The sequence below is a fragment of the Microbacterium resistens genome (assembly GCF_021172025.1).
GTDB classification, from domain to species: Bacteria; Actinomycetota; Actinomycetes; order Actinomycetales; family Microbacteriaceae; genus Microbacterium; species Microbacterium resistens.
Window position 1 is genome coordinate 1,683,857 of record NZ_CP082781.1, and the last position, 14,387, is coordinate 1,698,243.

At 71.9% G+C, this 14,387-nt stretch carries 11 protein-coding genes; 4 read left to right on the top strand and 7 right to left on the bottom strand.

From position 1 onward, the window contains the following. The first annotated feature begins 12 nt into the window (after nt 1-12). Nucleotides 13-843, top strand: coding sequence for a purine-nucleoside phosphorylase (locus tag K8F61_RS08110; RefSeq protein ID WP_067246140.1), 831 nt, complete (start codon nt 13-15; stop codon nt 841-843). Then, a complete protein-coding gene (locus K8F61_RS08115; RefSeq protein ID WP_231821295.1) occupies nt 840-2,531 on the top strand; it encodes a phospho-sugar mutase in 1,692 nt (563 codons plus the stop codon). Before K8F61_RS08110 ends, K8F61_RS08115 begins: the two co-directional genes overlap by 4 nt. 86 nt (nt 2,532-2,617) lie before the next feature. Here the strand turns inward: K8F61_RS08115 and K8F61_RS08120 are convergent, their stop codons facing one another. Then, nucleotides 2,618-3,577 (bottom strand): type IV toxin-antitoxin system AbiEi family antitoxin domain-containing protein, encoded by a 960-nt coding sequence (locus tag K8F61_RS08120; RefSeq protein WP_231821296.1) that lies wholly within the window; start codon nt 3,575-3,577, stop codon nt 2,618-2,620. Between the two features lie 237 nt (nt 3,578-3,814). Here K8F61_RS08120 and K8F61_RS08125 point away from each other — a divergent pair, with 237 nt between their 5' ends. Beyond that, nucleotides 3,815-4,405 (top strand): GNAT family N-acetyltransferase, encoded by a 591-nt coding sequence (locus K8F61_RS08125; protein ID WP_231821297.1) that lies wholly within the window; start codon nt 3,815-3,817, stop codon nt 4,403-4,405. A 43-nt stretch (nt 4,406-4,448) separates the two neighbouring features. After that, nucleotides 4,449-5,171: a TSUP family transporter gene (locus K8F61_RS08130; protein ID WP_231821298.1), complete on the top strand. Its 723-nt coding sequence runs from the start codon at nt 4,449-4,451 to the stop codon at nt 5,169-5,171. A gap of 77 nt (nt 5,172-5,248) precedes the next feature. On the opposite strand, the gene K8F61_RS08135 is transcribed toward K8F61_RS08130, so the two are convergent. The 6 genes from K8F61_RS08135 to K8F61_RS08160 form a co-directional block, all read right to left on the bottom strand. Further along, complete coding sequence (locus tag K8F61_RS08135) at nt 5,249-6,481, bottom strand: Gfo/Idh/MocA family protein (protein ID WP_219085090.1); 1,233 nt, start codon at nt 6,479-6,481, stop codon at nt 5,249-5,251. A 29-nt stretch (nt 6,482-6,510) separates the two neighbouring features. Continuing rightward, nucleotides 6,511-8,721 carry an FAD-dependent oxidoreductase gene (locus K8F61_RS08140; protein ID WP_231821299.1) on the bottom strand — a complete coding sequence of 737 codons (2,211 nt, stop codon included), beginning with the start codon at nt 8,719-8,721 and terminating at the stop codon, nt 6,511-6,513. A gap of 31 nt (nt 8,722-8,752) precedes the next feature. Next, on the bottom strand, nt 8,753-11,095 hold the full coding sequence (locus tag K8F61_RS08145; protein WP_231821300.1) for a hypothetical protein: 2,343 nt from the start codon (nt 11,093-11,095) through the stop codon (nt 8,753-8,755). 79 nt (nt 11,096-11,174) lie between these two features. Then, the gene (locus K8F61_RS08150) at nt 11,175-12,044 is read right to left on the bottom strand and encodes a carbohydrate ABC transporter permease (RefSeq protein ID WP_231821301.1); all 870 of its coding nucleotides are present in this window, start codon (nt 12,042-12,044) and stop codon (nt 11,175-11,177) included. Then, nucleotides 12,044-12,991: a carbohydrate ABC transporter permease gene (locus K8F61_RS08155; protein ID WP_231821302.1), complete on the bottom strand. Its 948-nt coding sequence runs from the start codon at nt 12,989-12,991 to the stop codon at nt 12,044-12,046. Before K8F61_RS08155 ends, K8F61_RS08150 begins: the two co-directional genes overlap by 1 nt. Continuing rightward, on the bottom strand, nt 12,988-14,367 hold the full coding sequence (locus K8F61_RS08160; RefSeq protein WP_231821303.1) for an ABC transporter substrate-binding protein: 1,380 nt from the start codon (nt 14,365-14,367) through the stop codon (nt 12,988-12,990). Before K8F61_RS08160 ends, K8F61_RS08155 begins: the two co-directional genes overlap by 4 nt. Nucleotides 14,368-14,387 lie beyond the last annotated feature (20 nt).

The following is a 14,387-nucleotide window of genomic DNA, read 5'->3' on the forward strand; positions in this document are numbered from 1 at the left end:
TAAAGTGATTGCATGGCTGACTGGAACAACCCCCTCGACGACCCCGCCGCGGACCCCTTCGCGATCGCCGCGGAGGCCGCCGCCGACCTGCACCGGCTGACCGGCGTCGAGAAGCACGACATCGCGGTCACCCTCGGCTCCGGCTGGGGCAAGGCCGCGGAGCTCATCGGCGAGACCGTCGCCACGATCCCCGCCACCGAGGTCACCGGCTTCTCCCGGCCCGCGCTGGAGGGCCACGTCGGGACGCTGCGCAGCATCCGCACCCCCGGCGGGAAGCACGTGCTGGTGATCGGCGCGCGCACCCACTACTACGAGGGCCACGGCGTCCGCCGGGTGGTGCACAGCGTGCGCACCGCCGCCGCCGCGGGCGCGGCCACGATGGTGCTGACCAACGGCGCCGGAGGCATCCGCGAGACCTGGCGCGCCGGACAGCCCGTCCTGATCAGCGACCACATCAACCTCACCGCCGACTCCCCGCTCGAGGGTGCGACCTTCGTCGACCTCACCGACCTGTACTCGCGGCGTCTGCGCGACGTCGCCCGCTCGATCGATCCGAGCCTCGACGAGGGCGTGTACTGCCAGTTCCGCGGGCCCCACTACGAGACACCCGCCGAGGTGCAGATGGCGAAGACGATCGGGGGTCACATCGTCGGCATGTCCACCGCGCTCGAGGCCATCGCCGCGCGCGAGGCCGGCATGGAGATCCTCGGATTCTCGCTCATCACGAACCTCGCCGCGGGCATCCAGAAGACGCCGCTCAGCCACGCGGAGGTGATCGAGGCCGGACGAGAGGCCGAGCCGGTGATCTCCTCCCTCCTGGCCCGCGTGATCGGAGCGCTGTGAGCGCCGCGGCCGACCGCCTGGCCCAGGCGCGGGCGTGGCTGCGACAGGACCCCGATCCGGAGACGCGCGACGAGCTGGCGGGCCTGATCACCCGGGCGGGGTCGGGCGACGAGGCGGCGATCGCGGAGCTGGACGACCGATTCGGATCGCGACTCGCCTTCGGGACGGCGGGCCTGCGCGGCGAGCTCGCCGCGGGCAGCAACCGGATGAACCGCGTGCTCGTGGCCCAGGCCGCGGCCGGCTTCGCGGCGTTCCTCCTGGAGCGCGCATCCGGATCCGCCCCAACCGTCGTCATCGGCTACGACGGTCGGCGCAACTCCCGTATCTTCGCCCTGGACTCGGCCGAGATCTTCGCCGGCGCCGGTCTGCGGGCGATCCTGCTCCCGCGGCTTCTGCCCACGCCCGTCCTGGCCTTCGCGGTGCGGCACCTCGGCGCCGACGCCGGGGTGATGGTCACGGCCAGCCACAACCCGCCGAACGACAACGGCTACAAGGTCTACCTCGGCGGCGAGGACCACGGCTCCCAGATCGTCTCCCCCGCGGACGCGCAGATCGCCTCGCACATCCAGCGCGTCGCCGACGAGGGCGACGTCCGGGAGATCCCCCGCTCCTCCGCGTACGAGACGGCGGGCGAGGAGGTGTTGGACGCCTACGTGTCCGCCACCGCCGCCGTGGCGCCCGCCCCTGCCGGCGCCGACGGGATGCGCTGGGTCTACACGGCCATGCACGGGGTGGGCTGGGAGACGGTCGAGCGGGTGCTCGCCGCCGCCGGCTACCCCGCCCCGTCGACGGTGGCCGCGCAGCTGCGACCGGATCCGACCTTCCGCACCGTGTCGTTCCCCAACCCCGAGGAGCCGGGGGCCATGGATCTGTCCTTCGCCCGCGCGCGCGAGACCGGGGCGGAGCTGGTGATCGCGAACGATCCCGATGCGGACCGCCTGGCGGTGGCCGTCCCGGATCCGTCCGCGCCCGGCGGGTGGCGTCGCCTGTCCGGCAACGACGTCGGCCTGCTGCTGGGCTGGCGGGCCGCTCGTGCCGCCCGGGACACCCGCGTCGAGGGGACTGCGAGCGCATCCCTCGCCTGCTCGCTGGTGTCGTCGCCGGGGCTCGGTGCGATCGCCGAGCGCTACGGCCTCGACTTCCACGAGACGCTCACCGGCTTCAAGTGGATCTCCCGTGCCCCCGGAATCGCCTTCGGCTTCGAGGAGGCGCTCGGCTACCTCGTGAACCCGGACACCGTGCGGGACAAGGACGGGATCTCCGCGGCCGTCGCCCTGCTCGGGCTCGCCGCGGAGGCTCGCGGGCGAGGCGCGACCCTCGTCGACCTCCTCGGCGAGCTCGCCGCGGAGATCGGCCACTACGCGAGCGACCAGGTCTCCATCCGGGTGGAGGACATCTCGCTCATCGGCCGGATCATGTCCGCCCTGCGCGCCGACCCGCCGGCCTCGTTCGGGAGCGCGGTCGTCGCGTCCGCCGAGGACCTCCTGACCGCCGGCGACGGCGTCCCCGCCGGCGACGTGCTGCGCTACCGCCTGGCGGACGGCTCCCGGGTGATCGTGCGACCCAGCGGCACCGAGCCGAAGCTCAAGGTGTACATCGACGCCCGTGCGGAGTCGGCCGAGGCGGCGCGGACCGCCGTCGGCGCCCTCGCCGACGCCGTCCGGGAGCTGCTCGCCCGGTTGAGCTGAGCGGCGCTGCGTCCCGGTTCGGGGTCCGTTTCGGTGCGAGAACGCCCCGACACGGGCCCCGACCCCCGGGAATCCGCCCCGAAGCGTCACGGGGCGGCGATCCCGAACGCGGCCAACCGCGCGCCGAGGTGACGCGCTGTCCTCACGTGTGGCCATCCCCATCGAGCGAACCGACGCTGCGTGGTCCCACGGATCCAGTCCTCGCGCTGCTTCTCTTCGTCGAGCACCGCATCCGCCGCCCTCCCCGCCTGCATCCGACCGTCGACGTACTTGATCGCACCGTCGAACTCGCCCCACGCATCGGCCTCCTCGATCCCGAAATCGACGAAGAAGCGGCTTCCCGGACGAGGCCCGGCGACCTCGACCTGCAGTCGGATCCGGCGGAATCCGATCTCCGCGAGCCGGATGCGGCTGACGCTCTCACCGGGGAGCTGGGCTCGGCCGTCGGCGAAGGCGAGGACGCGACGCGCCCGCGCCCGCCCGTGGGCCGAGCGCTCCGCGATCTGCTCCGCGGCGCGGCGGAGACGACGCGCCCGCTCGGGATCGTGACCGTGGTTGCGCAGCTCGGCGACCCGGCGCAGCGCGGCGTCGGCGACGACGACCGCCTGCTCGTACGAGGCGGTGCGAGCCACATCGGCGACGGTGCGGGCCAGCGAGGTGCATCGGATGCCGTGCACGGTCTCGACCTCTCCCGCGGACAGCTCGCCGCGGTGCCGGATCGTCCCGCGCCCCGTGCCCGGTCGCTCCGATCCCAGTATCACGTGGACGCGCTCCGGGTCCGGTCGCATCAGCGGCAGGCCGTGCAGGGCCGCCGCGCTCTCATGGGACACGACCACGCCGTCTGACGAGCCCTGGACGAGGGCGACGGCGCGCGCGGCCACGCGCTCCTCCGGCGACGCGGCATCCCAGTCGTCGTCGCGGACGTACACGCCCGGCCGGATCCGGATCAGCGCTCCGTCGACGGACGGAGAGCGGAAGCGGTCGCCGACCGCACGGACGTCGGCGAGCGCGGCACGCCGGTACAGAGGGGGGATCACGAGAGGCACGCCAGCCATCCTCGGCGCGCGCTCCCCCTCGTTCCCCGCACTGCACGCGATCCGTGGATCCCTCCCGATCCCTGCTCGCCTGTGGAGGACGAGCCCCGCGGCCGATTCCGGGGTCCGGATCCGCGGTTCGGGGCTCATTTCGGGGGCGTGTCGCCCCGCGAGGGACCCCGAACCCCCGGGGAGGACCCCAAACCCTGCGAAGGGCGGGGTGAGGGGTGGGGCCGATACGCTCGGAGGATGGACTTCGTCACCTCCGTCACCCTCCAGAACGACCTCGTCCGGCTGGAGCCGCTGAGCGACGCGCACGCGGAGGAGCTCGCCGCGGCCGCGGCCGATGCGGTCCACCCCTGGTACACGGTCGTGCCCTCCGCCCAGGAGGTCCCGTCCGAGATCGCCCGGCGCCTCGCGGAGCATGCCGCGGGACGCATGAATCCGTTCGCGATCCGCCGCGTCGCCACGGGACGACTGGTCGGGATGACGACGTACTGCAACGTCGACCAGCCGAACCGACGCGTCGAGATCGGCTACACGTGGCTCACCCGTTCCGCCCAGGGCACCGAGGTCAACGCCGCCGCGAAGCGCCTGCTCCTCCAGCACGCGTTCGAGGCCTGCGACGCCATCTCCGTCCAGCTCTTCACCCACGCGATGAACGGTCCCTCCCGCGCGGCGATCGAGCGGCTGGGCGCGAAGCTCGACGGCATCCTGCGCAGCCACCGCATCATGGCGGACGGATCCCTCCGCGACACCGCGGTGTACTCGATCCTCCCCCACGAGTGGCCCGCGGTCCGCAGCGGCCTGGACGCGCGTCTGGCCCGGCACCGCGCATGATCGCCTCGCCCCGCGTCGCCGCGCTCCGGCGGCGCCGATCCCGATGATCCTCGCCCTCACGGCCGGGTCCACGCTGCTCGCCGGCGTCATCCAGCGCATCACCGGCCTCGGCTTCGCCCTCGTCCTCATCGGGCCCGCGGTACTGGTCTACGGACCGCTGGACGGGGTCACCCTCACGGTCCTGCTCGCCGTCGTCGCCTCGCTCTGCGCGCTGCCGCAGGCATGGAAGGACGTGGACTGGCGACGCACCTCGGGGCTGCTCGTGGCGGGCATGCTCGTGGCGCCCCTCGGGGCGCTGACCGCCGGCGTCCTCCCGGAGCCGGCGCTGCTGCTGCTGATCGCGGCGATGGCGGTGTTCGCGCTGGTCGCGCACCGCATCCGTGCGCTCGCTCCGGCGCTGCGCGGACGCCGCGGCGGAGTCGTGGCGGGGGCCGCCGCCGGCTACATGCACGCGTCCAGCGGGCTGTCGGGTCCGCCGCTGGCGGCCTACGCCGTCGGCGACGGGTGGGGCCAGACTCGCTTCGCCGCCAGCGCACAGGTGATCTTCGTCGGCTACGGGACGCTCTCCGTGCTGCTGCGGGGGCTGCCGCCGCAGCCGATCCCCGAGGTCGTCCTGCTCGCGGCGTGCACGGCGGTCGGGATCTTGTTCGGCACCCTGCTCACGCGCAGCATTCCGCCGCGCATCGCCCGCATCGCGATGCTCGCCTGCGCCTGGGCGGGAGCCGGAGTCGTCCTGGTGCGCGCGGTGCTCTCGATGCTCGCGTAGCCCGCGGCGCTCTCCGCGGTTCGGCCTCGCCCCACCCCTGCCTCGTCGCCCGCGCCGCGACGAGGCAGGCCGCGGAGTCAGGCCGTCTCGGGGACCCGCTCCGGCGGCGACAGCACCGCGGGAGCGTCGCCGAAGTCGCGGATCGGGAGGCGTTCGCCGCCGCGCAGCGCCGACTCGTGCGCGACGATGCCGGGCAGCGTGTAGCGGGCCGCGACCCACGCGTTCACCGCGGGCATGGTGCCCGTGTCCACCGCGACGGCGAAGTCGTCGACGAGGAAGTGATGGGACCCCTCGTGACCGTTCGGCGCGCCGTCGAACTCCGCCGGCAGGCGGGATCGGTCGTGCACCGGTGCGCTGCCGGAGACGAAGGCGGCGCGCAGCGACGGCGAGACGTTGGCGAGCGCCGGGTCGTCCTCCGACAGCGACGCGTGGACCTCGAGCAGTTCCGAGACGTCGGTCACGGTCTCCTTGTCCTGCCACAGCGACACGGTCGCGAGCTGCTCGAACGAGCCCTCCGTCCCGAAGAAGCGGAACCGGGACTCGCGGATCGGCGACGGATAGCCGACCCGGCGCATCTCGTTCGTGCGCATGACGCCGCCGTCGGAGAGCTCGAACAGCGCCGAGGCGTTCGAGAAGTCGTTGCCGAACATGCTCACCCCGCGGTCGAACACGCCGTCCCCGCGGTCGTCGCGGACCCCGATGCAGCTCACCGAGACGGCGTGGACCGGGAGGACGCCGAGCACACCGCCGATCGCGTGGGTGGGGTACAGCATGGGCGGGTAGCTCGCCGTGGCCCGCCACTGCTCGCCGCCGCTGTACTTGTAGGCGTCGTAGAAGCCGAGGTCCATGTCGTGGACGTAGTCCCCCTCCGCGTAGAAGACCCGCCCGAACGCCCCGTCCGCGAACTGGCGCCGCGCGTACACGGTCGCCGGGTTGTAGTGGCTGGTCTCCCCCATCATGTAGGTCAGCCCGGTCCGGCGCACCGCGTCGATGATCGCCTCGATCTCGGCCTCGCTGATCGCCATGGGCACGGCGGAGTACACGTGCTTCCCGGCCTCCAGCGCCTGCACGACGAGCGGCCCGTGGGTCCACCGCTGGGTGAAGATCGCCACGGCGTCCACGTCGCTCGCGAGCAGGTCCTCGAAGGTGGGGACGCTGCCGGCGAGGCCCAGGCGGGCGACCAGCTCCGCGGAGCGCTCCGGGAGCAGATCGGTGACGAGGATGTCGCCGACCCGCGGGTGCAGCTGGAACAGCTTCGCGAACTGGCCGGCGAACTGGCCGGCTCCGACGATGCCGAGAGAGAACGTCATTTCCTGATCTTTCCTTTCCGATGACCGTCTCACGCGAAGGCGCGGACGGCGACGATGCGGGCATGCGGGTCGCCGGCGGTGGCCCGCACGACGATGCGGAGGGCGGCGACAGGACCGTGTCCTCCGAGGTCGTGGATCCGCCGGCGGCGGCGGTTGTCGACGACCTCGTCGACGACGACCCAGCCGTCCGCGGTCCGCGCCTCCACGCGGTAGTCGCGCACGAGCGTGAGCATGACCTCCTGGGGCGTCCGGTGGTGATGGAGGTTGATGAGGTCCTCGTTCGGGTCGTCGTCGAAGAGGATCTCGACGCGTCGCGGGGAGACCGGCTCCTCCCACGCGATCGTGAGCGCGGGCTCCGCGTCGCCCGCGTCGGCGGCCCACGCGTGGGGTCCGGCGAACGGCCGCAGAAGGCCGTCGGCGACGCGCTCGGGCGCGAAGACGTCTCCCGCCGGGGCGTCGATGCAGAACCCTCCCCGCCCGAACGGACGGTCCGACCACTCGCGCAGCCGCTGCGGGCGCTCGTGGCGGGGGTCGAGCTCCTTCCACGTGAGCGACAGCGTCCCCGGCGCGCGCTCGGCGGCGACATGGACGCCGAGCCCGGGGTGGGCGTGCAGCACCACGAACACGTTCGCGTCCCGCGGCGCGCCCTCCAGCTCCAGGGACACCTCGGCGTCCTCCCCCGCGGGGACCTCCGCCGTCCGCGTCGCGAGCGCCTCGACGGGCACATAGTTCTGCCCGCGGCCCGTGGAGTGGACCGTGTAGGTCAACGTGGTCGGCTCCGGCGCACGGAGCCGGATCCGCACCGGTTCCTCGGATCCCGTCGGGGGAAGGACGAAGCCGGCGTCGACGTCGAGGGCGTGCACGCCGACCGACGGCCCCGTGCGGAGGCGCTCGATCCGGCTCGTCGCCGAGATCCGGCCCGTCCGGACGAGGTCGCCCTCGCCGTCGTCCGCGAGGCCGAAGACCGAGCCGTCCGCGCGCAGAAGCCGCTGCTGGAGCGCCGGCGCGGGCACCTCGCGGGGCGGGACGCCCCGCTCGACGGCGAGCGCCGCCGCGGTCCCCGCCGCCTGCCCGATCGTGGCGCACGTCGCCATGACGCGGGTCGAGCCGAAGGCCACGTGCGAGGCGGAGATGTCGCGCCCGGCCATCAGCATGTTCTCGACGTTGCGCGAGTACAGCGAGCGGTACGGGATGGGGTAGATGCCGTCGGCGTAGGCCTGCTTGGCCCCGGCCTCGGTCGCGTACATGCCGCCGGGCGGGTGGAGGTCGATGGACCAGCCGCCGAACGCCACCTGGTCCGGCTGGTCCCGCTGACCGACGATGTCGTTCTGCGTCAGGACGTAGTCGCCGACGAAGCGCCGGTACTCGCGCTTGCCCGGGATCGACCCGACCCACTCCAGCGTCATGGTCTCCGCGTCGAAGCGGCCGGAGTTCTTGATGTGATCCCAGATGCCGTAGATCACCGACCACAGCTCGTCCCGGATCGCCTCGTTCTCCGTCACGGTGTCCAGCTCTCCGCCGAACTCGATCCACCAGTAGGCGCATCCGTCGTCGCCGGCGCGGATGATGCGGTTATCCGGGATCGGGGTGGTGGTGATGTCCTTGGCGAAGGCGGGCGGGATGAAGCGGACGGGCTCGCCCGCGTCCTTCGTGTAGAACAGGAGCGTGCTCCCGAGCGTGATCGTGTCGGCGGTCTCCGGCGCCCACGGCTCGCCGTACTCCGCCCGCGCCTCCCGGCCGATCCGGTGCTCGGCGCCGGCGAGCGCCCCCACGAGACCGTCGCCGGTGGCGTCGATGAAGACGTCGCTGCGGAACTCGGTGAGGAGCTCGGATCCCATCGTCCACCCCGTGACGGCGTCGATGCGCCGATGGTCGGGCTCCCCGCTCGCCGTCACGAGACGCACATCGGTGTTCAGATGCAGGGAGATGTTCGGCTCGGCGCGCACCGTCTCCAGGATCAGCGCGTCCCACAGGTAGGGGTTGCCCTGGGGGTTGCGGTACTGGTTCTCCACGAAGAGCTCGCCCATGATCCCGCCCTCCCGTGCGAAGTGGTTGTAGCCGTGCGCCGTGGCGCCGACCACCCACACCCGCACCTCGGACGACGAGTTCCCGCCCAGCACCGGCCGGTTGGTGATCAGGGCCACCGTCCGCCCCTCCCGTGCCGCCGCGACCGCGGCGCACACGCCCGCGAGGCCGCCGCCGATCACCGTGAGGTCGGTCCGGCTCGTGCGCTCCTGCATCGTGTCTCCTGTCCTCTCCTGCGCCGTCGGCTCAGTCCTCGGTCGCGTCGCAGTCGCGGACGAGACCCCACACCAGCAGCGGTGCCCCGTCGAGCACGAGCGTGACGTGCCCCTGCTCCACCGGGATCGTCCGCTCCTGGCCGATCACGTCGATCACGCGGACCTCCTGCCCGGTCGCGGCCAGCCGCACCGGCGTCTTCGTCTGCCACGTGTCGATCCACGGCTCGGGGGACGCGTAGTCCGATCCCGCCCCGTGGTCGGCGTTGAGGATGTACCCGTCCTTCCGCGACCAGAGGACGGCCAGGTGGTCGCCGCCCTCTCCGGCGAACGACAGGCCGCGCAGGTCCGCGTCGGCGAACTCCAGCCGGCGCAGGAAGCTCGTGCGGTCGAACTGGCGCGCGGCCGTCGCGTAGGCCAGCAGCGACGCCTTGGGCGAGGTGTCGCGGTTCATCAGGCCGTAGTGGAACTCGGGGTTCGCGGGGTCGGCTTCCTGCGGGTGGTGCACGGTCGTGTCGTGCAGCTGGTACCAGTTGACGCCGTTGACCCCCTCGGACAACGCCAGCGCGAACGTCAGGACGACGTTCTCCGCCGCGTGCCGATGCGTGTCGTGCCACCAGGAGTTGGGTTTCGTGCAGGCGTACGCCTCGGTCAGCCACAGCTCCTTCCCGCCGCCCTCCTCCGCGATCAGGCGCTTGGCCTCCTGCACGGAGCCGAGGAAGTTCCAGTAGAGCCCGTTCGCACCCGGGTCCCAGTCCTCCACGGGCGGGGCGAAGTCGGGCGTGAAGTTCCCGCGCCCGGGGTGGATCGCGAGACCGTCGATGAGGTCCCATCCCCCGGCGTCGATGAAGTTGCGCAGCCACACCACGTCCATCCCGCCTGTGCCGGCGTTGAGCACCTTCATGTCTGATCCGGCTGCTCTCAGCGCGTCGACGGCGGGCCGGAGCCCCTGAGCCACGTACTCCGCGGCCTTGAGCCCCTGCATCCAGGGACTGTTGACCTCGTTGCCCACCTCGAACCACTGGGCGCCGGAGGCGATGGCGCTCGCGACGTTGGTCGCCGCCCACGCCTGGCCCTCCGCCGGGGTGCCGTCGATCGGGATGCGTCCGAGCTGCGTGTTGTGATCGATCCCGGCCGCGTCCAGCACCGCGGGATCCATGCCCTCGGTGTAGCCCATCGCGTTCCCCGGCTCGTAGGCGATGCGGACGCGGCGGACGCCGATCCGCTGCATGAGGGCGACGAGGTCCGCCGCGCTGGGCACGTGCAGCCACGGGTAGTTCGCGATGCCGAAGACGCTCTCGGCGCCCGCGAGGTAGGTGAACGGCGGCAGCACGGCGAGGGTCGTCCGGGCGAAGGAGCTCCCCTGGGGCGACGCGGCCACCGCCTCCACGAAGGCGATCCCCGAGGCCAGCGGCACGGCGAAGTCCGCATCGACGACGCCGCCAGGATCCACGGTGAACGACTGCGTGGTCGAGGTGAGCGTGCGTCCCTCGAAGTCCCGGGCGGTGAGCGTGATCGCGACAGAGGACGCCGCGGTCGTCCCGTTGCACGCCTGGGTGTGGACGGTCAGCGGCGCTGCGCCGTCGTCCCAGATGTTGAAGGGCCGATCGGTCCACAGCTCCACGCCGGTGGGACGCGCGGCGGCGATCGTCCGCGCGGCGCCGGGTCGGACGTCCGCGAGGACGAGCGACGCGGTCGTCACCGCGGTTCCCGCGGCGTCCAGAGTCCCGGGAGCGTGCACCCAGGAGGCGCTCGTGTACCGCGGATCGGTCTGCTCCAGCCCGAGGTACGCGCGGGTGGCGGCGAACGTCTCCTGGTACACGCCGCCGTCGGCGACCTCGAAGGGGATCCCCGCCGCGGGGCGCGTCCAGCGGTTCAGGGGCGTGTAGTGCTCGTCGTCGGTGTTGCCCACCAGCGTCCGGTTGATCATGAACCCGCTCGGCAGGAGCGTCGCCGGGCCGGTGACCTCCCACCGGAGGTTCGCCCGGCGTGCGGTGACGTCGACGGTCCCGACGACGGTGATCGCGGCGGCAGCGGCGGCCATGCGGTAGGCGAGCCGCAGGCCCGGGCGCCCGTCGGGGAGCGTGATCTCGGTGACCGTCGCCCCGTAGGTGCGCTGCTGGCCGAGTGCGGAGTCCTTCACCATCACGTGGGTGATCCGGATCCGCTCGCTGCCGCCCTCCTCCATGAAGGACAGGGTGCCGTCCGCCGCGGCCTCCACCCGGATCCCCGGGGCCGTCAGCGTGAACGCGGCCGCGGCGCGGGCGGGAGAGGCGTTCAGCGCCGAGATCGGGACGATGAGTCCGGTCAGCCCGATCGCGGTGCCGGTGAGGACAGCGCGGCGGGAGACGGTCAGGGACGTCGTCGGCTCTGCCATGTCTTGCTCCTTCGTTCGTCGGTCGTGCGTCGTCGGTCGTGCGGGTCGTGCGGAAGAGGGGTGTGCGCTCGCTCGCGGGTCAGCCCTTGAGGCCGGTGAAGCCCAGGCCCGCGACGATCTGCTTCTGGAAGAACAGGAACAGCACCACCGGCGGGAGCAGGGCCATGAGCATGGTGGCGATGAGGACGTCCTGCGGCGCCTGCGGCGCGAGGTTGACCAACGCGACGCTGATCGGCTGACGCGAGGGCTCGGTGAGCACCACGAGCGGCCAGATGAAGTCCTTCCAGGCGTGGGTGATGGCCAGCAGGCTCACCACGGCGAGGATCGGACGGCTCAGGGGCATCGCGATCCGCCACAGGATCGTCCACGTGCTCGCCCCGTCCACGCGCGCCGCCTCGAACAGCTCCCGCGGCAGCGTGTCGAAGAAGTTCTTCGCCAGCAGGACGTTGAAGGCGTTGGCCCCGGCGGGCAGCCAGATCGCCCAGTACGTGTTCGCGAGGTTCACGTGCAGCAGCGGAAGGTCGACCACCGTCATGAAGAGACTCACCATGGAGACCGTGTACGGCACGAACATGGTGGCGAGGATCGCCGCGTACACGACCCCGCCGAAGCGCGGGCGGAGCACCGACAGCGCATAGCCCGCGGTGACGGCGACGATGAGCTGGACGGCCCAGGAGCCGATCACGACCCACAGCGTGTTCATCAGGTAGGAGCCGACCTGGAGCTGGCCCAGGGCGATCCCGAAGTTCTCCCAGCGCGGGTCCTGCGGCCAGAGGGCGAGCGGGTCCGCCGCCATCTCGGCCGGGGAGGTCAGTGCGCCCTTGAGCATCCAGAACAGCGGGCCGAGCCCGAAGAGGACGAGCAGGAGCAGGGTCACGGCGTGCACGAGGCGGACGACGATGCGGGAGGCCCCCGTGCGGTACTCGTGGTCGGAGATGAAGCTCGACATCAGCGACTCCACCTCCTCGTGACCCGCAGGTAGACGGCGGACAGGATCCCGAGCGCGATCGCCAGGAGGAAGGACAACGCGGCGGCCTGGCCGTAGTCGCCGTTCACGAAGGCGTAGCGGAAGACGAGCAGCAGCACGGTCACCGTGGCGTCCTGCGGGCCGCCGCCGGTGAACACGTACGGCTCGGTGAAGACCTGGAGGGTGTTGATGAGCTGCATGAGCAGGAGCAGCCCGATCACGAAGCGCAGCTGCGGCAGGGTGACGTGCCAGACGCGGCGGAAAATGCCGGCGCCGTCGAGCTCGGCGGCCTCGTACAGCTCCGAGGGGATGCCGACGAGGGCGGCGAGGTAGATGAGGACGCTTCCGCCCATGCCGGCCCAGGTCGACTCGATGACGAGGCTCAGCATCGCGGTCGAGGGCGACTGGAGCCACGGGAAGGGGCCGGCGCCGATCAGCGCCAACAGGTTGTTGAACAGCCCGCTGTCCGGCTCGTAGAACCACTTCCACAGCAGCACCGACACGACCGGCGGGATGACGACCGGCAGATACACGAGGAACCGGTAGGCGCCGCCGCGTCGGCGCACGGTCGACATGATCGCGGCCAGGACGATCGGCAGGGGGAAGCCGATGAGGACCGCGAGCCCCACGAACAGGAGGGTGTTGAGGATCGCCGTGCCCAGGAGCGGATCCGCGAACAGGCGCTGGAAGTTCTCCATCCCGACCCACAGCGGCTCGTCGATGAGGTTCGTGTCCTGGAAGCTGACGAGCAGCCCCCGGATGATCGGCCACCAGGAGAAGAGCCCGAAGATGAGCAGCGCCGGGATCAGGAACACCCAGCCCGTGAGGTCCTGACGGGTGAGCGCCCTCCGCGGGCGCGGAGGCGGTTCGGGGGTGCCGTCCGCCGCCGCCGGGGCCGACGGCGACGGACGGGTCTGGGTCAAGGTCACTTCGCCCCCGAGGCGATCTTCTGCGCGGCGTCGCCCTCGGCCTTGGCGAGCAGAGCGTCGATGTCGGCGTTCTCGTCGGACAGGACGGCCTGGACCACGGTGTCGAGGATGCCGTACACGGCCTGCGCCGCCGCGGCGGGCTCCGCCTTGAGCTCCAGCGCCGGCGTCCCCTCCTTGTACGGCGCGAAATGAGCGAGCTCGACGTTCACGAACGGCGCGATCGCCTCATCGATCTTCGCCTGCTGCGCCTCGTCGAACATCGGCATCGCCGGCACGCCCACGGCCGAGGTCGGGTCCTGGGCGAGCGCCTCGGCCTGCGCGGCGGCGACCTCGGGGTCGTAGGCGGGCTGCGCATAGGCGAAGACGAGCCACTTCACCGCCGCGTCGAGCTTCGCCCCCTTCACGCCCGCGGGCACCATGAAGACCTGACCGCCGGTCAGGGTGGCGTCGCCGCCCGCCTGCGGCATCGCGGTGATCCCGAAGTCGTCGGGGTTCGGCATGCCGAAGTTGACCTTCGCGATCTTGTAGGTGCCCGGGGTGCCCATGTACATGCCGACCTCGCCGGCGGCGAACGCCTTGATGACGTCGTTCTGGTTGTTCAGGTGGCTGGTGCCCATCGACTGGTCCGCCCAGCGCATGTCGGCCAGCAGTTGCAGGGCCTCCGTCGTCTCCGCCGAGTCGAAGGCGGGGGCGTACCCGTCGCCGTCCTTCTTCTCCATCTCGCCGCCGAACGCGTAGTTCATCATGGCGAGCTGCCAGCCGCCCTGGTTCTCCTTCGATTCGATGAGGAACCCGACCTTGCCGGTCTTGTCGTGGATCGCCTTCGCGGCGGCGCGCACCTCGTCCCAGGTCTGCGGCGGCGAGTCCGGATCGAGCCCGGCCGCCTCGAACAGCGCGCGGTTGTACACGAGCCCCTGCGCGTACAGCGTGCGCGGGATCCCGTACACGTTGCCCTCGTCGTCGCTCAGCGGGGCGAGCGCCTGGGGGTTCAGCTCGTCGGCGTGGTCCCAGTCGGCGAGCGCCTCGTCGATGGGCGTCACCTGGCGGCGGTCGATCAGGCCCTGCGGCTCGGTGAGCGGCACCTCGATGACGTCCTCGATGCCGCCCCCGGCGAGCTTGGCCGAGAAGGTCATCGGATCCCACACGTTGGTGGATCCCTCGACGGTGATGTTCGGATACTTCTCCTCGAAGTCGGCGATCATCTGCTCGAACTGCGCCACTCCCGCCTGATCGGTCGCCGCCGGCATGCCCTGCACCTTGAGGGTGATCTTCTCGTCACCGCCCCCGGCATCGGCGGCGGGGGCGCTCGCGCCGCAGGCGGTCAGGCCCAGGACCAGCCCGGCGGCGAGGGCGCCGGTCAGGATCTTCTTGCTCACGATTTCTCCTTCGAAATGGA